The sequence below is a fragment of the Acidovorax sp. Leaf78 genome (genome assembly GCF_001422735.1).
In the GTDB taxonomy this organism is placed as follows: Bacteria; Pseudomonadota; Gammaproteobacteria; order Burkholderiales; family Burkholderiaceae_C; genus Acidovorax.
In genome coordinates, this window is the sequence record NZ_LMLZ01000006.1 from 95,748 (window position 1) to 119,127 (window position 23,380).

Annotated in this window: 16 protein-coding genes and 3 pseudogenes; 18 read left to right on the forward strand and 1 reads right to left on the reverse strand. The window is 55.6% G+C overall.

The genetic code is table 11. The features are described from left to right. Positions 1–524: 524 nt before the first annotated feature. From ASF16_RS06205 to ASF16_RS25985, 17 genes and pseudogenes are all read left to right on the forward strand, one after another. Positions 525–1,007 (forward strand): type VI secretion system tube protein Hcp, encoded by a 483-nt coding sequence (locus ASF16_RS06205; RefSeq protein ID WP_056164359.1) that lies wholly within the window; start codon positions 525–527, stop codon positions 1,005–1,007. A 202-nt stretch (positions 1,008–1,209) separates the two neighbouring features. Then, a pseudogene (locus ASF16_RS25940) lies at positions 1,210–1,790 on the forward strand (type VI secretion system Vgr family protein); the annotation flags it as partial. 1 nt (position 1,791) lies between these two features. Beyond that, positions 1,792–2,246, forward strand: a pseudogene (locus ASF16_RS26660) (phage late control D family protein); the annotation flags it as partial. A gap of 1 nt (position 2,247) precedes the next feature. Further along, positions 2,248–3,744, forward strand: a pseudogene (locus ASF16_RS06210) (type VI secretion system Vgr family protein); the annotation flags it as partial. Positions 3,745–3,753: 9 nt separating this feature from the next. After that, on the forward strand, positions 3,754–4,866 hold the full coding sequence (locus ASF16_RS06215) for a DUF2169 domain-containing protein (protein WP_056164361.1): 1,113 nt from the start codon (positions 3,754–3,756) through the stop codon (positions 4,864–4,866). 49 nt (positions 4,867–4,915) lie between these two features. Continuing rightward, positions 4,916–5,845, forward strand: coding sequence for a hypothetical protein (locus ASF16_RS25945; protein ID WP_156371955.1), 930 nt, complete (start codon positions 4,916–4,918; stop codon positions 5,843–5,845). A gap of 13 nt (positions 5,846–5,858) precedes the next feature. Then, a complete protein-coding gene (locus ASF16_RS25950; protein WP_156371956.1) occupies positions 5,859–6,848 on the forward strand; it encodes a hypothetical protein in 990 nt (329 codons plus the stop codon). A gap of 25 nt (positions 6,849–6,873) precedes the next feature. Continuing rightward, a complete protein-coding gene (locus tag ASF16_RS06220) occupies positions 6,874–7,233 on the forward strand; it encodes a DUF4150 domain-containing protein (RefSeq protein ID WP_056164364.1) in 360 nt (119 codons plus the stop codon). Between the two features lie 1,470 nt (positions 7,234–8,703). Continuing rightward, entirely contained in the window at positions 8,704–9,687 is a 984-nt protein-coding gene (locus ASF16_RS06225; protein WP_156371958.1) for a hypothetical protein, read from the forward strand. 24 nt (positions 9,688–9,711) lie between these two features. Beyond that, positions 9,712–10,071, forward strand: a complete 360-nt coding sequence (locus ASF16_RS06230) for a DUF4150 domain-containing protein (protein ID WP_056164370.1) — start codon at positions 9,712–9,714, stop codon at positions 10,069–10,071. A 1,470-nt stretch (positions 10,072–11,541) separates the two neighbouring features. Next, a complete protein-coding gene (locus ASF16_RS25960) occupies positions 11,542–12,549 on the forward strand; it encodes a hypothetical protein (protein WP_156371960.1) in 1,008 nt (335 codons plus the stop codon). A 217-nt stretch (positions 12,550–12,766) separates the two neighbouring features. After that, positions 12,767–13,156, forward strand: coding sequence for a hypothetical protein (locus tag ASF16_RS25965; protein ID WP_156371961.1), 390 nt, complete (start codon positions 12,767–12,769; stop codon positions 13,154–13,156). 26 nt (positions 13,157–13,182) lie between these two features. Next, positions 13,183–13,542 carry a DUF4150 domain-containing protein gene (locus tag ASF16_RS06245; RefSeq protein ID WP_056164379.1) on the forward strand — a complete coding sequence of 120 codons (360 nt, stop codon included), beginning with the start codon at positions 13,183–13,185 and terminating at the stop codon, positions 13,540–13,542. Between the two features lie 1,439 nt (positions 13,543–14,981). Next, positions 14,982–15,968: a hypothetical protein gene (locus ASF16_RS25970; protein WP_156371962.1), complete on the forward strand. Its 987-nt coding sequence runs from the start codon at positions 14,982–14,984 to the stop codon at positions 15,966–15,968. 120 nt (positions 15,969–16,088) lie between these two features. Further along, a complete protein-coding gene (locus ASF16_RS25975; RefSeq protein WP_156371963.1) occupies positions 16,089–16,610 on the forward strand; it encodes a hypothetical protein in 522 nt (173 codons plus the stop codon). A 1,069-nt stretch (positions 16,611–17,679) separates the two neighbouring features. Further along, positions 17,680–18,033: a hypothetical protein gene (locus ASF16_RS25980; RefSeq protein WP_156371964.1), complete on the forward strand. Its 354-nt coding sequence runs from the start codon at positions 17,680–17,682 to the stop codon at positions 18,031–18,033. A 271-nt stretch (positions 18,034–18,304) separates the two neighbouring features. Next, a complete protein-coding gene (locus tag ASF16_RS25985; RefSeq protein WP_156371965.1) occupies positions 18,305–19,228 on the forward strand; it encodes a hypothetical protein in 924 nt (307 codons plus the stop codon). Positions 19,229–19,732: 504 nt separating this feature from the next. On the opposite strand, the gene ASF16_RS06260 is transcribed toward ASF16_RS25985, so the two are convergent. Beyond that, the gene (locus ASF16_RS06260) at positions 19,733–21,805 is read right to left on the reverse strand and encodes a bifunctional diguanylate cyclase/phosphodiesterase (RefSeq protein WP_056164389.1); all 2,073 of its coding nucleotides are present in this window, start codon (positions 21,803–21,805) and stop codon (positions 19,733–19,735) included. Between the two features lie 131 nt (positions 21,806–21,936). Between ASF16_RS06260 and dbpA the strand changes: the two genes are divergently transcribed. Next, entirely contained in the window at positions 21,937–23,355 is a 1,419-nt protein-coding gene (gene dbpA / locus ASF16_RS06265) for an ATP-dependent RNA helicase DbpA (RefSeq protein WP_056164391.1), read from the forward strand. Positions 23,356–23,380 lie beyond the last annotated feature (25 nt).

Consider the following 23,380-nt stretch of genomic DNA (forward strand, 5'->3'; position numbering starts at 1 on the left):
GATTGATGTCATGGCGCAACACCGCAAAACGGGACAACTCGCTGTCGGACAAGGGTTTTGGGCACATTTCGCAACACATTGGAGGCCTTCAAGCGCAGGCCATAGAGGTGCGAAAGCGCGGGCGAGTCTAACGTGAAGACATTACAAAATGCGTCACGAAATGCGGCTTTTTGAACGCGGAAACACACTGTTTCCAATGTTGCCCAGGTACGTTCATTTGCTGTCACTTGAAACCCTTTTTTTGACGCCTTCCCCGTAACATCCGCCCGCAAACGAGCTTGCGAGGGAGGGAAACCAATGCAGGCACGCCAGCGATGCGCCGTCTACGGCGCCGTGTGTGCAGGAGCGTAGTGTGGAACAAAGACGCACTCTCGCTTTTGTAGAACACGTTTATCGCAGGCTGGTCCCTCTCAGGCAGCTTGTCTGTGAAAGGCTTCGCATCCCCTTGTGGGGCCTTGATCGTGGGCGCGTTTGCCCGCAGCAGGGTTTGTTCTCGCATTTTTTGAACCAAAAAGAGGTACGTGATGACTGTCGCAATATTTATGAAAGTGGAAGGTGCCAGCGGTGAGTCGAAAGACGCTGCGCACAAGGATTGGACCGATGTCGAGTCCTTCACCTGGGGCGTGACCCAGCCTCATTCGATGTCCAGCGGCGGTGGTGCCGGTGCGGGCAAGGCCGATTTTCAGAACCTGAACATCGTTGCCAACATCGACAAGTGCTACCCCGCCGTGCTCAAGCATTGCGCGACGGGTAAGCATTTGGGCCAAGTGGAAATCTCGATGTGCAAGGCCGGCGGCACGCAGATCGAGTTTGGCAAGATCACGCTGACCGACGTGATGGTGACCAACGTCACCGTCAGCGGCACCAGCTCTGGCGACACCGTGGTGGTGAACTACGCGTTCCAGGCTGCCAAGATCAAGACCGAGTACTCCGAGCAAACCTCGCAGGGCGGCAAGGGTGCTACGAGCCAGATGGGCTTCAGCATCAAGGAAAACAAGGAAGCCTGATAGCTGGGGCTTCGCCCCCTGGCTGCTTTCTTCGATGCGCACGCTGGCTGCGCATCCCAAGAGCCGCGTCTACGGATGCGGCTCTTTTTTGCCCGCTTGACGGCGGCCCCATCGATTTCACCCCCGCTGAACCGGCGCCACGCGTTGCACTGCCCCTGTGCGACTGTTGACTGGTGAGCGCCAAGATACACACCCATTTGCCATGACCCGCCGCGTCACGATCCAAACCCCTTTGGGCGAACAACTGCAGTTTCGAAAACTCGACGGCACCGAGTCCTTGAGCGAGCTGTACTCGCTGGACATCGACCTGGTGAGCCAGAGCAAAAGCATCGACCCCAAGGCACTGCTGGGCAAGGGCAGGGGCAGGACCACCGCTGGGGGTCCTACCGGATGCGCCTTCGCCCCTGGCTGTGGGTGGCCACGCGCAAGACCGACTTCAAGATCTTCCAGCACAAAACCGTGCCGGACATCATCATGGAAGTGCTCGGCAAGTACGGCTTTCCCATCGAGAAAAAGCTCACCCGCAGCTACCGCACCTGGGACTACTGCACCCAGTACGGCGAGAGCGACTACCAATTCGTGGCGCGCCTTCTGGAACACGAAGGCGCCTACTACTACTTCACGCACAGCGCGGGCAGCCACACCCTGGTGCTGGCCGACGACATCGTGGGCTCGCACAGCCCGCTGCCCGGTGGCCACGTCATCCCGTTCTACCCACCCGGCAAAGCCGCCGTGGCCGAGCGCGAGCACCCGTCAGCCGGCCTATCGCCTCCAGCTTCTGGCNACCCACAGCGCGGGCAGCCACACCCTGGTGCTGGCCGACGACATCGTGGGCTCGCACAGCCCGCTGCCCGGTGGCCACGTCATCCCGTTCTACCCACCCGGCAAAGCCGCCGTGGCCGAGCGCGAGCACTTCCACGCCTGGGAGCTGACCCAGGAAGTGCAGCCCGGGCGCCACTACAACGACGACTACGACTTCAAGAAACCCCGGGCCGACCTGTCCAACATGCGCCAAAACCCCCCGGGGCACGAGCATGACAAATACGAGATCTACGAATGGCCCGGTGGCTACACCGAATTCCCGGACGGCGAGACCTACGCCCGGCTGCGCCTGCAGGAACACCTGGCCAAGCAAAACCGTGTGCTGGGCCGCGCCAACAAACGCAACCTGGCGCCCGGCTACACCATCAACCTGGAAAACTACCCGCGCGAAGACCAAAACCGCCAGTACCTGGTGCTNGTGCTGGGCCGCGCCAACAAACGCAACCTGGCGCCCGGCTACACCATCAACCTGGAAAACTACCCGCGCGAAGACCAAAACCGCCAGTACCTGGTGCTCAGCGTGCACTACCACTTCGAAGAAAACCCCGAAGTGAGCAGCGCCAAGGCAGGCGGCGCCACGGCGACCAAGAACACGCAAGAGGCGGGCTCCATCCAGCAATTCGTGATGCGGGCGCAGCCCACGAGCAGCGACTACCGCCCCCCGCGCACCACAGAAAAGCCGCGCACCCGCGGCCCGCAGACCGCGGTGGTGGTGGGCCCGCCCGGAGAAGAAATCTGGACCGACAAGTACGGCCGCGTCAAAGTGCAATTCCACTGGGACCGCATCGGCGCGATGGACGAGAACTCCAGCTGCTGGGTGCGCGTGTCCACCAGCTGGGCGGGCCCGCAGTTCGGCGCCGTGTTCATCCCGCGCATCGGCATGGAAGTGATCATCGACCACCTGAACGGCGACCCGGACTACCCCATCCTCACCGGCTGCGTCTACAACGCCGTCAACATGCCCCCGTGGAGCCTGCCGGGCAACGCCACGCAAAGCGGGATCCTCACGCGATCGAGCAAAGGCGGCGCAGCGGGCGCGGGTATGAAAAACGGCCCGGGTGACGCCAACGCCCTGCGGTTTGAAGACAAGGCGGGGCAGGAACAACTGTGGCTGCACGCGCAGAAAGACCAGCTGACCGAAGTCGAGAACGACGAAGAAAAGTGGGTGGGCCGCGACCGCGAGAAGACCATCGACCGGGACGAGACCAACACGATCCACCGGGACCGCATCGAGACGGTGGACCGCAACGAGAAGATCACCGTGCACGGCTGGCGCACGGAAGAGGTCGATGGCGACGAGACCATCACCATCCACAGCAACCGCAAAGAGCGGGTGGACCACAACGAAACCGTGGACATCGGCGACAACCAGACCTTCAAGATCGGCATCAACCGCACCAAGACGGTGGGCAAGAACGAGAAGGACAAGATCGGCAGCAACTGGTCCATCAAGGTGGGCAAGTTCAAGACCGAAACCATCGGCATCGCCTACCTGCAAAACGTGGGCGTAGGCCGGATGGAGAACGTGGGCGTTGTCTACAACCTGAACGTGGGCGCCATGATGGCCACGCTGGTGGGCAAGACCCAGACCACCAAGGTAGGCAGCGACAAAAGCACCACGGTAGGAACCAAATACACGCTGACCGTGGGCGGTGGTAGCGCGGGTGCTGGCGGAGGGGCGGCCGGAGCAGCAGGGGTGAAGAACATCGTGGCGCCATCCGGAGGCGAAGGAGATGGCGCTGGCGGAGGAAATAAATCCAACATCACCATGGAGGCAGACAGCATCACCCTCCAGGTGGGGCAAAGCGTCATGGTGATGAAGGCCGATGGCACCATCACCATCAACGGCCAGGAAATCGACATCGTGGGCTCCAAACACGTTGGTGTGGAGTCCAAGCGCATCGACTTGAACTGAGCAGGCACCATGAACGGACCGGACCTGCTGATGCCCGCGCCGGTGCAGGCAGCACCCTTGGCGGAAATGCGCAACCACACCAGCTTTGAAAGTCAGTACTTTCAGATGATGGACACAGGCGACGAGGTGTTCCACGTCATTGCCTGCCGCGTCACCTATGACCTCGCGCGCCTTGACGCCGATGGAACGCCCCAGTTGGCGCAACATCAGGTGCCCTTGGTCGATGCGGACCAGTTCTACGCACAGCCCACCACCAGCAGCTGCATTCAAGAAAGCGACTTCGCGCCCTACAAGCCGCAGTGCGACATCCTGCTGGCCAACGCCACCGCTTACTCGCCAGAGGGCCAGCCAGAACGCCGCTGGCCCGTGGGCGCGCGCATCGGCAATTGGCAAAAAGTGCTGGCAGTCACCGGCCCGCGCCGAATGCACGAAGGAGTGCTTGGATGGAAGGTTACAGAGCCAGAAAAAGCCACCGAAGTCCCATTGCGCTGGGAGCTGGCCTACGGAGGCACCTGCCAATGGCCCCTGCATCCCGCTGCCGACCAAGAGCCTGAGATATGGGCACCCTACGAGGCGAACCCCATAGGCTGCGGTTGGGTCGACAAAGCGTGGCACAAGAAAAGCCGAGTGGACGAATTCTCTGCGCCACAGATCGAGGCCTTCAACCAACCTTTCGATGCCAACGCAGCCAATGCCATGCGGTACACACCTGTGGGTGTGGGCCCGGTCGGCAAATGGTGGACCCCCAGGCGCGCAAAGGGCGGCACTTACGACCAGGCCTGGAAGGAAAGCCGATGGCCCAGGCTGCCCAAGGACTTCGACTTCGGCTACTGGAACTGCGCCCCCGAAGATCAACAAATACCTTACCCGGAAGGCGGTGAAGAAATCCTTCTGATGGGCCTGACTCCCGGTCAACGCGTGTTTAAGTGCCAATTGCCTCCACCGGCCGTGCACGCCGTGGCCCGCCTGAAGGTCGGCCCGGTGCTGCCTCTGCCCATGCGTCTGGACACCATCACCGTCGATTTCAAGGCCAGGACGCTCAGTTGCGTCTGGCGTATCCAAGTAGCGGCACAGTTTGGCGTGCGCGTGCTGGAGCTGCGACGCGGGCAGGTGCCTGCATGAGCCCGACGCCAGCGTCCATCCCCGCAAGCAACGCTGGGACAGCCACGATATGGGTAACTGCGTCGGTTGTGTTCTGCCCAAGACCAGCCCGCTGCTCAGCCCGCCCAATAATCGCCCCGAGACCGAGGAAGAAGGCTGGTTCGACAAGTTCAAGCAAGGAGCCAAGGACGCAGCGCAGTACTACAAGGACAACATCTCGGAGTCGATGCACGAGTTTGGCGCCAACGCCATGGACACAGGGGGTAAGGTGGCCATGGCCGGGGGGGCCACTGCGGCTGCTGGTGGCATGGTGGCGGCCACGGGTATCGGAGCGCCAGTGGGTGCGGGCATGGCCACGGCGGGTGGCGCAGCGGCAGCAGCTGGAGGCGTGGTGGGTGCAGTGGGGGTGGGCACTGACTCAGCGGCGACCGTGTTGGACACAGCAGCCACTTGGATCACTGAGGGCAAGCCGCCAGACATAGTGAAGCCAGTTGTAGCCTTGGGAGAGCGGGTTCTGACCAGCATAGTGCTGAGGAAGGTGCCAGGATTGGGTGGGGGTAAGCCCCCGACCAAAAAATCTAATAGCAATTCCGGCGGGTACACCAAGGGGTGCAAGCATTTAGAGAAAGGCCCGCCCGGAGCCAAATACCAAGGTGGTAGCCACCGGAGAGTTCAGGAAGATAGTCAGAAATATGTGCGTGAATCACACCATATACCGCCAAAAAGTGTCAGCCCTCATGGGGCGCTTGATGGTCCAGCAATATCAATGGACTATGAAGATCACCGGGCGCTTAATAGTACTGGCAGGCGTCTGAATAGTGCGGCTTCAAAAGCACAAGAACGCTTAGCGCATTCTGGACCTAAGGGTTTTGCGGCCGCAATTCTTGAGGAAATCAATGATATTCAGAAGGTCAATAAAGATGGAAAATACAACGCAGCAATAGAATGGATGTTGTTGTACGCTGCATGCATGGGTTATATAGGTATCGGTAAGAAATAATATTGAGGTTTTTATGAGTAACCTGGATTCATTGCTCTCTTCTTTGTTGAAAGATGCTAGCAGCGAGGAGTTGAATACGCCATTGGTGTCCTCGGGTGATGTTCATTCTCACAAGGGGGGAAATAACGGACATATTTATGTGGGATGCCTGGCGCTGTGGCTTCTGGAAAGAAAGGCATTAGTGTTTGGTATGCATATAAAACAGCAGCACAAAAAAATGGTTGATGACGTCATGAAGATAAACCCTGGCGCCATGTCTGAGAAATATCTCGATGGCGAGATATGGATGGACGATGTTGGCGAGAATTTGAAGACGTTTGTGGCAGACTACGTTAGAAATGATGCGCTATATCCTGCGGATTTTGAAGAGATAACTATTGTTAAAGCGGGTAAAAATATAGGGGATTTCATACCTGATGATAAGGAAACTTACAAGATTGTCGCAAATATTATTAATCAAAGATATGCTTTGTATGCTTCCGGAGATGCTCGGTGGAAGTTCGTAGAAAGTAAATATGTAGAGTTAGAATTGGAGGAGTGGGAGAGGTCGGAGGCTGGCTGGCTCAATGCAATGAGCCAATTGAATATAATTAACCCCGTATCAGAGCAGGGTAGGCGACAAGATTTAAATAAGTTTTGGGCGCTGGTTGATCATTCTGCAGAAATCGCATCCGAAAAAGTGGCCTCGGTATTAGTCGCACAGACGGGTAAGGATCTGGGCGACGGCGTATGGGAGTCTGTCAGAAATTCCTTGGCAAATTTTCCATTTGAAGTGGCAATTAATGCCATTTTCAAAGATGCGATGCGGCTCAATAAGATTGGATCTCTGAGTGAAATCTTGAGTCCTTGGGATAATCTCGATAAAGATCAAGTAATTGAATTATCGGTGATTTTCGATTCTTTGGATAATGATCGAAAGCTTGCAATACTATCAGCGATTAGGGAAGGTGTGAGAAATCGCGAAGACTGGGCAAGAGAGTGGGATGAGGTTCTCTCGCACTAATATGACACGAATTACATATTGATTTATGGCCAATGAAGCAGCAACTGCCAAAGATGCTCAGTTCGTTCTTGTCAATTTGGTGCCCGATGTGTGTTTGACGCCGTCCAAAAAGGGTTATCCAGTACCTTACGTGATCACTCACCAGATGGACCAGAGTGAGCAAACGTCACCCAATGTCTTCTTTCGAGGTAAAGAAGCGTATTTGCATAACGAAAGCTATGTGGATAACGTGCGCGGCGATGAGCCAGGTGCGGGCAAGGGGGTGGTCAGCGACACCCACGTGCAGATCAGCCACAACATCGATAAAAGCGCCACGGTATTTGTAAACGGGCGACAGATCGTGCGCACGGGCGACAAGATGTGGATGAACTGGCGCAAGCCGTGACGAATACGTGGTCCGTTTACTACTAAATTGATAGCTATTTGCGCTTGTAAATAAAGCGGTAGATGTCAATTCAACTTCAGTAAATAAGCACGCCAAGCTGTGGTGGCTGCACAGTTTGGCGTGCGCGTGCTGGAGCTGCGACGCGGGCAGGTGCCTGCATGAGCCCGACGCCAGCGTCCATCCCCGCAAGCAACGCTGGGACAGCCAAAGCGCAGGTCAAGCCCAACCTCGCCCAGCGCGCTGGCAAACGTGTATTCCNGCACAGTTTGGCGTGCGCGTGCTGGAGCTGCGACGCGGGCAGGTGCCTGCATGAGCCCGACGCCAGCGTCCATCCCCGCAAGCAACGCTGGGACAGCCAAAGCGCAGGTCAAGCCCAACAGCTACCCGCGCCCAGGCGATATGGGTAACTGCGTCGGTTGTGTTCTGCCCAAGACCAGCCCGCTGCTCAGCCCGCCCAATAATCGCCCCGAGACCGACGAAGAAGGCTGGTTCGACAAGTTCAAGCAAGGTGCCAAGGACGCAGCGCAGTACTACAAGGACAACATCTCGGAGTCGATGCACGAGTTCGGAGCCAATGCCATGGACACGGGGGGCAAAGTGGCGATGGCCGGAGGCGCTACGGCGGCGGCTGGTGGCATGGTGGCGGCCACGGGGATAGGAGCTCCGGTGGGCGTCGCTATGGGCGCGGCGGGCGGTGCAGCGGCAACCGCTGGAGGCGTGGTGGGTGCAGTGGGCGCAGGCACCGACACAGCAGCGACAGCGCTGGATGCAGCAGCGACGTGGATCACCGAGGGGAAGGCGCCAGACTTGGTGCAACCTGCATTGGCGTTGGGAGAGAGGTTGCTGACGAACATGGTACTCAAGAAAGTGCCGGGTTTGGGGGCAGGCGGTAACGGCAACAAAGATAAAGGAGGCGGTTCGGGCTCCGGAGGTGGGTACATCCCTGGAGTTCTCGGCCCGTGCTTAGTAGGGAGTTACCACGCGATCAAAGATGCATGTGTTGCGCAGGGCGGGCAAACCCATCATATTGTTGCGGATAAAACCTTTGGGACGACAGCACGCAAGTCGAGAGAGCAGGATATAGGCCGCATTCCAGGCAAGGGAGGCGTATCCGCTCAAAACTTCGATGCTCCGTCCATCTGTCTGCAGGGAAATGCAAAAACAGCGGGAACCCAACATAACACTGCACATCAAGCTGACGCAAAGGTCAAAGTATTAGGTGATCAGAAAGATAATGGGCCTCAAGGAACTGCGCCCATGGGTGAAATCATCAAGATTTATGAGAAAGCGGCAATTGCTGCGCGCCCTGACTGCAAAGAGCAGATCGAAAATGCAGTGAAAAAGGGTTTTAGGAATGTTGACAAGAACCAGTCAGGTCGGACCACAGACTCTTTGCCAAAGGGTGAGTCCAAAGAACATTTAGAGCAAGGTCAAAAGGCTCCTCGTCGAAACGGTACCAAGAGATAAAAAATGAAACCTATAGGAACATATCGTACTGGCGTTTCAATTGCTAGCGACTGCTTTTGCGCATCAGTAGCGATGGATGCATACGAGGATTTTGAGCGCTACTCGCGCGTCGTAACTTACGATGAGCAAGACCATGAAAAATGGATTTTTCATGAGGAAGATAGATTAATTTGCAGCGTATGTATATTTCGCGAGCCGCAAGATGGCTCTCGGTACTTTGCCAATCTATCAGAGGATGGAGAGGTACAGATCATGACTGAGAATTTTTTGGAGGAAAAAATTCTTGGCGCTGGTGTGAATGTAGAAGACTCAGTGGGTTGGGGATATTTATCGGACATTCAGCAAATCGGCGACCATCTTTATGCTTGTGGATATTCCGGGCAAGTCTACAAACGATGCGGTCCTAACGACTGGGTGCATATGGATTCAGGCTTGTTGCAGGATCCGAAAACTCCGATGGAGGATACGATAGCCCTTTCCGTCATCAATGGACCACATGAAAATGCCATCTATGCAGCGGGCTATCAACACGCCGAATGGTTGCCGCCGAAAGCATATTTTTTCAATGGCAGTCAATGGCGCGAGCTAGAGTTGCCTACCGTGGCAGAACGAATCGTTAACATGCACGTGGAGTCCGAATCTCGCATTTGGATGTGCGGCTCCAACGGCACTTTGTTGCTGGGAAATGCGCAGGATGGCTTCAAGAGTCTGTCCACAGTAGACGACAACCAATTGTTCACTTCGGTGTGCAAGTTTCAAGACAAGATATGTCTGGCATCCAATATGGGGTTATTCGCCTATGACCCCGCCAATTCAGATGCAGGCATTCGCAGGGTCATTACTGGCCTGCAACCCGAACTGCAGGACGCCAACATCGTGGACTGCTACGACAAGGTTCTCTGGTCGATTGGTCCCAAGGATATAGCGCGGTTTGACGGTAATAAGTGGGAACGTATCCAAGATCCTGATAACCTTCCAATCCGTTAAACCAAAAAAATAGAAAATCAAACTATGGCCGACGAAGCCGCCACCGCTAAAGATGCTCAATTCGTACTGGTCAATCTGGTACCGGACGTGTGCCTTACTCCATCTAAAAAGGGCTACCCAGTGCCCTACGTCATCACACACCAGATGGACCAAAGCGAGCAATGTTCGCCCAACGTTTTCTTTCGCGACAAGGCTGCGTACCTCCATAACGAAAGCTATGTGGACAACGTGCGCGGCGATGAGCCAGGTGCGGGCAAGGGAGTGGTCAGCGACACCCACGTGCAGATCAGCCACAACATCGATAAAAGCGCTACGGTATTTGTAAACGGGCGACAGATCGTGCGCACGGGCGACAAGATGTGGATGAACTGGCGCAAGCCGTGAGAACGCGATCCGTTCACTGCTAAATTGATAGCTGCTTGCGCTTGTAAATAAAGCGGTAGAGGTCAATTCGACTCAGTAAATAGGCTCGCCAAGCTGTTGTGATTGGCGCTGTTTGGCGTGCGCGTGCTACAGCTGCGACAAGGGCAGGTGCCTGCATGAGCCCGACGCCAGCGTCTATCCCCGCAAGCAACGCTGGGACAGCCAAAGCGCAGGTCAAGCCCAACAGCTACCCGCGCCCAGGTGACATGGGTAACTGCGTCGGTTGTGTTCTGCCCAAGACCAGCCCGCTGCTCAGCCCGCCCAATAATCGCCCCGAGACCGAGGAAGAAGGCTGGTTCGACAAGTTCAAGCAAGGNGATATGGGTAACTGCGTCGGTTGTGTTCTGCCCAAGACCAGCCCGCTGCTCAGCCCGCCCAATAATCGCCCCGAGACCGAGGAAGAAGGCTGGTTCGACAAGTTCAAGCAAGGTGCCAAGGACGCAGCGCAGTACTACAAGGACAACATCTCCGAGTCGATGCACGAGTTCGGAGCCAATGCCATGGACACGGGGGGCAAGGTGGCGATGGCCGGAGGCGCTACGGCGGAGGCTGGTGGCATGGTGGCGGCCACCGGTATAGGAGCGCCGGTGGGTGCGGGCATGGCCACGGCGGGTGGCGCAGCGGCAGCAGCTGGAGGCGTGGTGGGTGCGGTTGGAGCAGGCACTGACTCCGCGGCGACCGTGTTGGACAGCGCAGCGACGTGGATCACCGAGGGCAAGGCGCCGGATTTGGTGCAACCTGCATTGGCGTTGGGAGAGAGGTTGCTGACCGGCATGGTGCTGAAGAAGGTGCCGGGTTTGGGGGGCAGTGGGAAAAAATCAAATAATTCAAATGCGAATGGTAGTTCTGGTGGCTATTTGACGGGCGGGGGGCGCTGCAGATTGCGGCGATACAGTGAAGGTTGTAAGGACGGGCGAACTCCGCACCACGTCGTGCCCGATCACGTTTTTAAGCAACCTGGTAGTGGCGCGTATTATCCCGCGGGGAAGCAGCATCCCACCGGATTCAAGCATGCGGATGGTTGGACGGTGTGCGCGAGTGGCAAGACAAAGAGTTCGAAACCAGATGGCACTCGTGCCAAAAAAGGGCTGTTCGCGCAAGCCAGAGATTGGTTCAACGCGCTGGATGAGCATGGAAAAATCCATGCCATTCTCGATGCAGAAGAAACCATTCTGGGTGCGAAGGGCACTCCCAAAGGCACTACATCACTCGGTGAGATGGAGATTGCGGGAGTGGCGGCTGCAGCCAAGGTGCTCGGCTGCGATGCCAAGGAGATGCTGACGGACCTTCGTGCTAAACATAAAGCAGATGGCTTGCCGGCGGACATGAAAGTGCGAGCTGATCCTTACGGCAGTGTGCGTACTTTAGATCCATCACAGATGGGAACAGGTACCTCTACTGGCGGTCACGGGACAAACTAACGGAGAAGAAATGGCTGAAGTTCACTTTTTGGATGCGTGTGCAATCTCGCAGGATTTTTTGTACGTTGCCTCACAACTGGATGATGTGGATCCACGGGAAGTTGCACATACACGCATGTGTACGTATTTTTCGAAGGATGGAACATGGTTTTCTCACGATGTTGAGATGAATGCTATTTCGGTGGCCGTAAAGATTAATCATGCAAATGATTCTGAGGATCGTCGTCTCATATCACTTTCGACCGAAGGTGAAATTGATATTTTTGCAAAAGGAGATTATGTCTGGCGCACCGAGAAAATTCCTGAAGCCGGTGTGCGCCTAGGAACACGCGGCCGGATGACCCATATCAGGCAAATTGGACCACATTTGTTTGCATGTGGTCACAATGGGCAGATTTATCAGCGCAACGGTAGCGCTGACTGGTGCGCTATTGATGAAGGCGTATACAAAGCAGCGGAGTATTCCGACAGCGACGATGCTGAAGTGCGTGCTCAAGTAATGTTGGATGCGATTACGAATAAACGCATCCTTAACTGCATTGATGGCAACAGCGAGCAGGATATTTACGTAGTGGGTGACTCTGGATATATGGCCCATTATGACGGAAAAGCCTGGAGCCAAATAGATTTGCAAACCGATGAGCATTTACAATGGATTCGTTGTTACGGTGAAAATGAAGTTTGGGCTTGCGGCTATAACGGCACCTTGCTCAAGGGTAGTGTGACTTCAGGCTTTAAAGATGTTAGCAGTATTGACGACAATGACACATGGTGGTGTTTAATAAAGCATGAAGAAGAAGTTTATCTATCTGCGACATCAGGATTATTTCGATTTGATTCGAAGAGTACAAAAATTGCACGCGTCAGCACTGGCCTTAAACCAGAGGTTGAAGATACTTACCGTTTAGATGCTAAAGATGGGGCTTTATGGTCGATGGGTGAGAAGGATATTGTCCGCTTCTATAAAGGCAATTGGGAGCGCATTCATCATATTGACAATCCTCCAGTTGAGGAGTAGGTTTTATTTGACAGTCTTTCCAATGACAACTCCCAGTTCAGGCTCGAAAATAAATTCTTCAAAACTGCTGCAAGGGCTGGTCGTGTTGGTTGGCAAACACGGCTGCGGTTCCTCCTAGCAGTTTCTCGCTAGTAGCAATGCAAAAAAATATTCATTTCTGTCACAAGAGCCGAGCGAGCGAGAAGGTGCTGTTAAGAGAAATGACAGACTGATTCGTTTGCAATCGCTGCATGAAGATGGATTGGCTTTAGAGTGGATGGATGCTGATGCTGATGCTGATGCTGATGCTGATGCTGATGCTGTGGATAGTCGTGGTTACGTGCTGATTGGTAATAATCGCTGGGTATTGCGTAATATTTCCATCTTCGGAGGTGGCCATTTTCGATGTTGTGGCGATTTGCCGTTCGGACTGATTTGGAGCAGCAGTTTTGAGCACGCACAGTTGCTGTTGGGGAACGATCACACTGGCCCACCAAAATCAAAAGATGCACGCGTTACTTTTTTTCTTGCAGATGGGCGCAGTGTAGAAATTGTTTATGAAGCAAATCTACGAACAATAGCGCAAATAAATGTTGGCTTCGTAGGGTCATCCGTGCCTTGCATATGAAATGATTCAAACATTCGGAGCTATGTATGTCCAACGAAGCCGCCACCGCCAAAGATGCTCAGTTCGTACTGGTCAACCTGGTACCGGACGTGTGCCTTACTCCATCTAAAAAGGGCTACCCAGTGCCCTACGTCATCACACACAAGATGGACCAAAGCGAGCAATGTTCGCCCAACGTTTTCTTTCGCGGTAAGGCTGCGTACCTCCATAACAAAAGCTATGTAGACAACGTGCGTGGCGATGAGCCAGGTGCGGGCGAGGGGGTGGTCAGCGACACCCACGTACAGATCAGCCACAACATCGATAAAAGCGCGACGGTATTTGTGAACGGGCGACAGATAGTGCGCACCGGCGACAAGATGTGGATGAACTGGCGCAAGCCGTGACGAATACGTGGTCCGTTTACTACTAAATTGATAGCTATTTGCGCTTGTAAACAAAGCGGTAGATGTCAATTCAACTTCAGTAAATAAGCACGCCAAGCTGTGGTGGCTGCGCAGTTTGGCGTGCGCGTGCTGGAGCTGCGACGCGGGCAGGTGCCTGCATGAGCCCGACGCCAGCGTCCATCCCCGCAAGCAACGCTGGGACAGCCAAAGCGCAGGTCAAGCCCAACNCAGTTTGGCGTGCGCGTGCTGGAGCTGCGACGCGGGCAGGTGCCTGCATGAGCCCGACGCCAGCGTCCATCCCCGCAAGCAACGCTGGGACAGCCAAAGCGCAGGTCAAGCCCAACAGCTACCCGCGCCCATGCGACATGGGTAACTGTGTGGGTTGCGTGTTGCCCAAAACCAGCCCGCTACTCAGCCCGCCCAATAATCGCCCCGAGACTGAGGAAGAAGGCTGGTTCGATAAGTTCAAGCAAGGTGCCATGGACGCAGCGCAGTACTACAAGGACAACATCTCGGAGTCGATGCACGAGTTTGGCGCCAACGCCATGGACACAGGGGTAAGGTGGCCATGGCCGGGGGGGGGCCACTGCGGCGGCTGGCGGTATGGTTGCGGCGACAGGTATCGGAGCGCCAGTGGGCGCTGGCATGGCCACGGCGGGTGGCGCTACGGCAGCAGCCGGAGGTGTCGTGGGCGCAGTGGGGGCGGGCACTGACTCCGCGGCTACAGCACTGGACGTGGCGGCAGATTGGGCGCTCACAGGGAAGACTCCAGACTTGGTGAAGCCACTTGTGGCTTTGGGGGAGAGGGTTCTGACCAACATGGTCCTTAAGAAAGTGCCGGGGTTAGGCGCTGGGGGAAAAGGTAAGAATGACAAAGGCGGCGGCTCGGGATTATCGGGTGCGTATATTCCTGGTACGGGCGGACCTTGTATTGTTGGGATATATTCGTAAATCAAAAATAAATGCGGAGTTGGACAACAAGCCCACCATATCATTCCTGACACATTAGCTAGAACTAGTAACCGTGCTCAAGGTAGCAAGGGCATTGGGCGTATTCCCGGAATGGCTAGCTTTGGGGGCGGGCCTTCGATTTGTTTGCAAGGCAATGCAGGGACACAGGGATCGGAGCACAACACAGCGCACCAGTGCGATGACGAGCTTTGCGAAGCAGCCAAGCGAACGGACAATGGGCCGGTGGGGACGATACCTGTCAGCGAAGCGGTGCCTGTCGCAATGAAGGCTGCAATTGCAGCGAGGCCGGATTGCAAAGCGCAAATTGAAGCCGAGGTACGCAAGACATACCCTGATTTTGAGAAAGACAACCGGTCGATGAATGGTGCTGGTAAGCCTGCAGAGGGCGATGCCAAAGCACATCTGGATAGTGGGGGTACCGCAAACGGAAATAATCGTAAGAACCCAACCGGAGGTCGAAAATCACGATGAGCGCTGAATTAACTTTTACTGCAGCAATGGCTTACACAGATAAAAGTGCTTATATGGCCGGCGCTGGAGACGCGTTAGAGACCTTTGCTCGATTTACTCGGGTAGTTTGTTATGATACGGAGCACCATCAAAAATGGGTTCGGCACGATCAAGACTGGCGCGCCGTTTCATTAGCTTATTTTGGACCGCAAGAAGAGAATTTCGATGATATTGTTGTGCTGTCTGAGGAGGGCGATGTGCGATACATCGGCGATCATGATCCCTTGCTGGAAAAAATACCGGGTGCTGGCATATTTGGCAATGATGCCAAAGGATGGGGATATCTTGCAGATATCCAACAGATCGGAAATTCGCTTTATGCCTGCGGGTACAAAGGGCAGGTCTATAAGAGATGCGGTCCCAATGATTGGGTGCATATTGACACGGGTTTGCTACAGGATCCAAAAACCCCTCAGGAACAACAAATTGCCCTGTCGGTCATCAATGGTCCTAACGAAAACGCCATTTACGCAGCTGGCTATCAGCACGCCGATTGGCTTCCACCCAAAGCGTTCTTTTTTAACGGCAGTCACTGGAGGGAAATCGAATTACCGGAAGTAGCGGAGCGCGTTGTAAACATGTATGTGGAGTCCGAGACCCGTATCTGGATGTGCGGCTCCAACGGGACGTTGTTGTTGGGTAATGCGGAAGATGGCTTTCAAAGCCTGTCCACCTTGGATGACAACCAACTGTTCACTTCAGTGTGCAAGTTCCAGAACAAGATATGTCTGGCATCAAATATGGGCTTGTTCGCCTATGACCCTGCCGATCCAAGTGCAGGCATTCGCAGGGTCATCACTGGCCTGCAACCCGAGCTGCAGGACGCCAACATCGTGGACTGCTACGACAACGTTCTGTGGTCGATTGGCGCCAAGGACATAGCGCGGTTTGACGGCGCGAAGTGGGAACGCATCGACCATCCTGACAACCCTGCCATTCGATAGAAACCGGGAACTAAACGCCATGGCCGACGAAGCAGCCACCGCAAAAGATGCTCAGTTCGTACTGGTCAATCTGGTACCGGACGTGTGCGAAGCGCAATTTGGGTACTAAGGTGAGTTCAAATGAATATTGAAGCAGTTGCCTTGATGAAATTCTTAGGTCATAGCAGTATTCATCAACGTTTTGACGAATATTTGCATGCACATGAAATAAAGAGAAGACCTAAAATCGGCGGCAGTACCTATAATCCATACATTGAAGTCAAGAAACAAGGGCTTAATATTATATTTTTGGGTGATAATGAATCGAATGAAAAGGGTATTCTGCCAAGAAGCCGCGGAGGCTACATATTCAGCTCATTAGACATTTATGTAAAAAAAGGGGACGGTTTCTCCCCCTGCTTAGGTTCACTTCCGTTTGGTTTGAGCCGCGAACTTACACAAGTAAAAGTTCGAGATGTGCTGGGAAAGCCTAGACATGTGACCTCCGATGAGGAGTGGAGTGCTAATGTTGATTTTTATTTACTCCAAGATTTGGTTGTGGCCATAAAATACACTGACATGCAAGGTGGCGCTATTAGTATGGTGGATATCCGCCTTCCGGATAGCTGGGCACGCGATCATGGTATCGCTCCTAAAGCATAGGGTATTTGCGTGGCTACGCCCTCTAATCTCACGATCACTTTGCTGAGCCTTCTAGGGCAGTCAACCAAAAGTCGTTCATTTTAGAAACTCTTGAATTGCTCAAAATTCTACAATTGCCTCACAACTTCGAAGAGCCTGAGCGAGAGGTTGGCGGAGATGATTTTGAAAAAGAAGTGATGTTGAATGTGAATTGACACTGCGTGCGTATACGCCTTCAAGGTCTTCTCGATCGCTGTTGGAAGGATTATTTGAGTTTCCCTTCAACAGCCAGAGCTACGATGCTTAAAACCAGTTGCTGGGCCATTTTGTTCCTAGCGCTAACGTGCAGGCGATTTTTGACAAGCTGAATGTCAATGTTCGGCAACGCAGGTCTTCCCACTGTCCTGAGTAAATTATAGTAGCGGAGCGCACGCGTGGTATTACGCTTCATGTGCGGGGTTCCAAGCAAGCCGGCATAAAAACACAATTAGGCGACGAAATTGCATTTCTCTTGGCCGGCATAATATTGAGACGTATGGAGGATTTGGCATCTGAACGTTACTTCGGCTACCTGCCTTATGATCTGGCTTTTGGATGACACCTGAGCAAGTACTGCAGAAAGTACCAATGCTGCCCATCTGGTGACATGGCAGTGAACAACTTGGCTCTTGTATGTGGCGGTTGCCCGATGGAAATTTTGAGCAAGCGATATTCATTTTGATTTCTTGGGAAATCTATAGAATTTCAATTTGGGCACCATTTATGGCTGAGGAATTCAAGCTGCAGAGTTTTTAGCTTTTACTTAGACTTTGTGGCGCACACGATTGCCCAAATGTGAGATTGGACGCGCGATCAGCATCAAAGGCAAAAGTCGCCAGCGCTACATGTAAGATCAGTCCGAAGTCCGTGAAGCACTGGTGTACTAACGCGATAAAGATATCTTTATCGCTGCTACGAAAGAGAAGTTCGGCTGCTGAATGCGATTCCCTCGCAGCCGCTTCTAAACGATGTCCAAGCCTACACGGCGGATACCCACCCGCTGACCACCCACCCGCTGACCACCCAGCACTGTGCGCACGAGGTAATGATGATGAACATTGAAAAGAAAATTCACCAAAACGTCGTTGGAAGCTTCTATGCCCACCTCTTGTTGTGCATGGTTTTGATTTATCTAAATTTTTGGTTTGAGTTTGCAAATTTTATTGCAGTCGCCTCAATATTTGCATTCGCGGAATTATTTTTGATTATTAATCGAAAAATTTCGCCAGATAACTTGGGAACTATCGCTGTAGTTCAAATGACGGCAATTGTGGGAATGATTGGTTGCTATGACTATTTTTCTACAGGCCATGATCGATTGAATTTCTTCCTGAGCCTTGCTCTCGGCTCATCTTCTGCATTTTCTTGCTACGGTTTTTATTTTCGAGTGCGAGAGAAAAGATGATTTTTTCTGGCGAATTTGAGCGCTGGGAGCCATGCGCGCATTGATGTTGGTGCTGCCCTGTTTTGTGAGCAGGATGCGGGGCGTGGCAAAGGCCATAGCCAAACAACGGCGAGGGCCTTGTCTAGTAACTTGCAGAGTGGAGTGGAGCGAGCCGCACGACTAAATCTGAATGCATTATTGCGTGAGTTATATTCGATCTTATAAACCATCTTAAATTATGTCGGACCTTGATGATGTTCTCAGTCAACTTCAATAAAATTGGAGGGAAGAGGTGGCTGAAAAGCCACTGTTAAATCCTTATGATTTCGGGGACGATTTTAAATCTGCTGCTGAAGTCTTGCTGGGTTGTGCAATTAAATGGCTGTTGTTGAATAGGGCTCTTACTGCTGAAAAAATCACAAACATCTCCATTGAATACGATGAATTGATGGGAAAAAGTTGTGCGTCTTGTAGTAAGGGTTTTTTTCCAATGGGTATTTTTTCGGACGACGTGGCCGTCGATGTTCGTGCCTTCGCCATTGCATATTTTGGAAGCGGCGGTAGCTACTACGATGACTTTTTTCGTAGAAACGTAATCGACGCAAATCGATTGGACATGTATTCCATTCCGGACGATTTGATGACATATCGGTGCACTGATGAGTTTATCAGTAGCAGATTTGAAGAATTTCAGCGGGGAATTTTTTGTAAAAGCCCTGGTCATTATAGAAAAATAGAGCTCAATCCCGCGGAAAAGACAGAAGCTGGATGGTTGGGTGCAATGGCGGGAATTGAGATAATTAATCCCAAAACAGAGCGCAACAGGCTCGATGATCTCAACAAGTTTTGGGCATTGGTAGATTGCGCATCGGAGATTGCGACCGAAAATGTGGCGTCAACGTTGGTGGCGCAAGCGGGAGCAGAATTGGGCGATGGCGTGTGGGAGTCAGTTAGAAATTCCCTGGCGGCTTTTCCTTTTTTGGTCGCGATACGTTCAATCTTCGCTGATGCAGTACGTCTTGACGAAATTGGAGCATTGGGCGATATTCTGGGTCCGTGGCGTAATCTCAGCGATCATCAAGTCGCTGAGCTCTGCGAAATTTTCGACACGTTGGATAATGCTCGTAAAACGGCCGTGCTCTCCGCGGTCAAAAATGGGGTTTTTCATTGTGAGGGTTGGGCAGAAGAGTGGGATGACATCCTGTTAAATCGATAGCATCGACAACTGTGCATTTGGTAAATATAAGGTGAATAAAATTGCCAAAAATAATTTATGCGTTATTGTGTTTTGCTGTGCAGTCTTCTTTGATTTATTGGAATGTCTTCGGGGAATATACAATTTCCGCAGTTGTTCTTGTTGGCGTCGTAGTTATTTTTTTGTTGATTCCCAATTTTTCCGACCTGAAGAAAGGGGGCCGGCGCGATGTCTTGCTCATCGAGGATGAAAAAGAAAAAAGACCGTGATGCTTTTGCGTGGCACTAATTGAAAATGAAATTTTGCGAACACGCGCCAGCGGCATGAACAGCAAAGCGTAGGCAGGCAAGCATTGACACAAAAATCCCCTATTTGATTCGGGTGCCACTTTTTTTCGTGACGGACGTCAGGGGCACTAAAGTGCCGACGCCGAAATCAACACGCGGCTACGTGATTTATCAACCCGCCTGCTCTGGGGCCGCAGATTTTGATGCGAACACTGGCTGGTCGAGCTTTGCTCCTGCGCTACCGCTCCAGCCAGTCCAGTGCGGCCGCTTCCCCCATCGGCATAGCCACCACATGCCCCTGAATCATGTCGCACCCCAACCCCGCCAGCAACTCCACCTGCGCCTGCGTTTCCACCCCCTCCGCCACCGTCATGATCTGCAAGCTGCGCCCCATCTGGATGATCGCGGTGACGATGGCCACGTCATCCGCATTCCCCGGGGTATCCACCACAAACGACCGGTCGATCTTGAGCTTGTCGATGGGATAACGCTTCAGGTACGCCAGCGATGAGTACCCGGTCCCGAAGTCGTCGATGGAGATCCCCACGCCTAGCGACTTGATGGCGTTCAGGGTGCTCAGCACGTCGCCGGTCTGGTGCATCAAGACCGACTCCGTCAGTTCGATCTCCAGGTATTGCGGCGCCAGGCCCGTGTCGCGCAGCACGGCGGCGATCTCGCCGGCCACATCGCGCTGGCGGAACTCCAGGGCCGAGAGGTTGACGGCCACGGGCACCATGGCCAGGCCCTGGTCCTGCCAGGCCTTGAGCTGGCGGCAGGCCTCGCGCATTACCCAGCGGCCAATGGGTGTGATGAGGCCGCGCGATTCGGAAAAGGTGATGAACTCGTCGGGGCCGACCAGGCCGCGCTCGGGGTGTTGCCAGCGCACCAGCGCCTCAAAGCCTTTGAGCGAACCGTCGGCCAGGCACATTTGCGGCTGGTAGTGCAGCACGAAGGCGTTGGTCAGGATGGCGTCGCGCAGCTGGCGTTCCTGGCGCAGCACGTCGATGCCGCCGGCGTCCATGCCGGGGGCGTAGACCTGGCGGTTGCCGCGGCCGTTGTCCTTGGCGTGGTGCATGGCGGCGTCGGCGCAGCGCAGCAGTGCGTCGCCCGTGTCGGCATGGTCTGGGAACAGGCTGATGCCGATCGAGGGAGAAATCGTCAGCGGCACCTGCTCGACGGTGAAGGCGCCGTGCATGGCGTCCAGCAGTTGGTCTGCCACCTGCGTGGCGTCATCGGGGCCTTGCACGTCGGTGAGCACCACCACGAATTCGTCGCCGCCCAGCCGGGCCACCACGTCCGCGTCGCGCACGCCCTGGCGCAGCCGCTCGGCCACGTGGCACAGCAGCTGGTCGCCGGCCCGGTGGCCCAGCGAGTCGTTCACGGTCTTGAAGTGGTCGAGGTTCACGAACAGCACGGCCGCGCTGCCATGGCGGCGGCGCGCCAGCGACAGCACCTGCGACAGCTGCTCCATCAGGAAGTGCCGGTTGGGCAGCTGCGTGAGCGGGTCGTGCAGCGCGATGAAGGCCTCGCGCTCCTGCGCCTGCTTGCGGGCGGTGATGTCGCGCACCACCACGATGCGGTAGTCCGCGTGGTGCAGCGGCATGGTCTTGCCCACGACTTCCACGGGAATGCCGTGACCGTCCTTGTGGCGGATGGTCACCTCGTACGGGTCTTCGCGGCCGGTGCGGGTGTAGTCGAGCGCTATGGATCGCCACTCGGGGCTGATGAAGTTGAAGATCGACAGGCCGGTGACTTCGGCCAGTCCATACCCGGTCAGGCGGGTGAGCGCCTCGTTGCCGTCGGTGATGATGCCGTCGCGGTGGAACACGATGGCCTCTTCGGTGGCCTCGGTGAACTTGCGCATGCGCTCTTCGCTCTGGCGCACGGTGCGCTCGGCGCGCCAGCGCTCGGTGATGTCGGTGATCAGCACGAAGGAGCCCACCTGCAGGCTCGCATCGGCGCCGAAGTGCGGGATCAGGTTGACCTCGATCATGCGCATCTCGCCGTTGGGCAGGGTCTGCTCGCGGGTGTACTTCACGTGTTCGCCGCGCGTGGAGCGCTCGACATGCGGCTCTATGGCCGCCCAGGCCTTGTCGCCGATGGCCTCCTGCACCGTGAGGCCCAGGATGGAGTCGGTGCTGTGGCCGTTGTAGGCGGCATAGCCCTGGTTGGCAAAGCGGCAGCGCAGCGCGGGCACGTCGAAGTAAGCCATCAGCGCGGGCACCGAATCGGCGATCAGTCGCAGCAGCGAGTCGCTCGCGTCCCCCTGGCCTGCTGGTGCATTCGCTGCGGTATTGTTGGAATGTGGCATGTCCCACCCGTGCTGGATTCCCGGTTATAGCCGATACACCGGGGGCGCTGCTCGGGTAGTTGCCCGGGTGCTCGGCGCCGCGCAGGGCGTGCCGATGCGTCGCAAAAAGGGTGTGGCCGGATAATCGGGGCATGACCTCCAAAGAAAACCAAGCCGGCACTGATTTCAGCACGCTGGCGCTGAACCCCGCCATGCTGGCCAACCTGCAGCAGCTGGGCTACACGCAGATGACCCCGATCCAGGCGGCCAGCCTGCCGCCCGCGCTGCTGGGCAAGGACCTGATCGCCCAGGCCAGCACCGGCAGCGGCAAGACCGCCGCGTTTGCGCTGGCGCTGCTGGCCAACCTCAACCCCCGCCGTTTTGCGGTGCAGACGCTGGTGCTGTGCCCCACGCGCGAGCTGGCCGACCAGGTGACCACCGAGATCCGCCGCCTGGCGCGCGCCGAAGAAAACATCAAGGTCGTGACCCTGTGCGGCGGCGTGCCGCTGCGCGGCCAGATGCTGAGCCTGGAGCACGGCGCGCACATCGTGGTGGGCACGCCCGGCCGCGTGATGGACCACCTGGAGCGCCAGCACCTGAGCCTGGAAGCGCTGAACACCCTGGTGCTGGACGAGGCCGACCGCATGCTGGACATGGGCTTCTTCGACGACATCGTCGTGGTGGCCAAGCAGTGCCCCAAAGAGCGCCAGACCCTTCTGTTCTCGGCCACCTACCCGGAAGGCATCGCCAAGCTCAGCGCGCAGTTCATGAAGTCGCCGGTGCAGATCACGGTGCAGGCCCAGCATGCCGAGGGCAAGATCGAGCAGCGCTGGTACGAGGTGAAAAACAGCGAGCGCCTGCACGCCGTGTCGCAGTTGCTCAACCACTTCCGGCCCGACTCTTCCATTGCCTTTTGCAACACCAAGCAGCAATGCCGCGACCTGGTGGGCGTGCTGCAGGCGCAGGGCTTCAGCGCGCTGGCGCTGTTCGGCGAGCTGGAGCAGCGCGAGCGCGACCAGGTGCTGGTGCAGTTTGCCAACCGCAGCTGCTCGGTGCTGGTGGCCACCGACGTGGCCGCGCGCGGCCTCGATATCGCCAACCTGGCCGCCGTGATCAACGTGGACGTGACGCCCGACCCCGAGGTGCACATCCACCGCATCGGCCGCACCGGCCGGGGCGACGCCGAGGGCCTGGCGCTGAACCTGGCCAGCCTGGACGAGATGGGCAGCGTGGGCAAGATCGAGGTGCTGCAGGGCCGCGAATCGCGCTGGTACCCGGTGGCTGACCTGACCCCCACGGGCAGCGGCCCGCTGGTGCCGCCCATGGTCACCATCCAGATCATCGGCGGGCGCAAGGAAAAGATCCGCGCCGGCGACGTGCTGGGCGCGCTGACCGGCGAGATGGGCTACACCCGCGAGCAGATCGGCAAGATCAACGTGAACGACTTCTCCACCTATGTGGCGGTGGACCGCGCCATCGGCGCACAGGCCGCCCAGCGCCTGAACCAGGGCCGCGTGAAGGGCAAGACCGTGAAGGCGCGCCTGGTGACGGGCGAGCAGGAATTTGAATGAAATCAGCCGCTACCGCTTGTTGGTA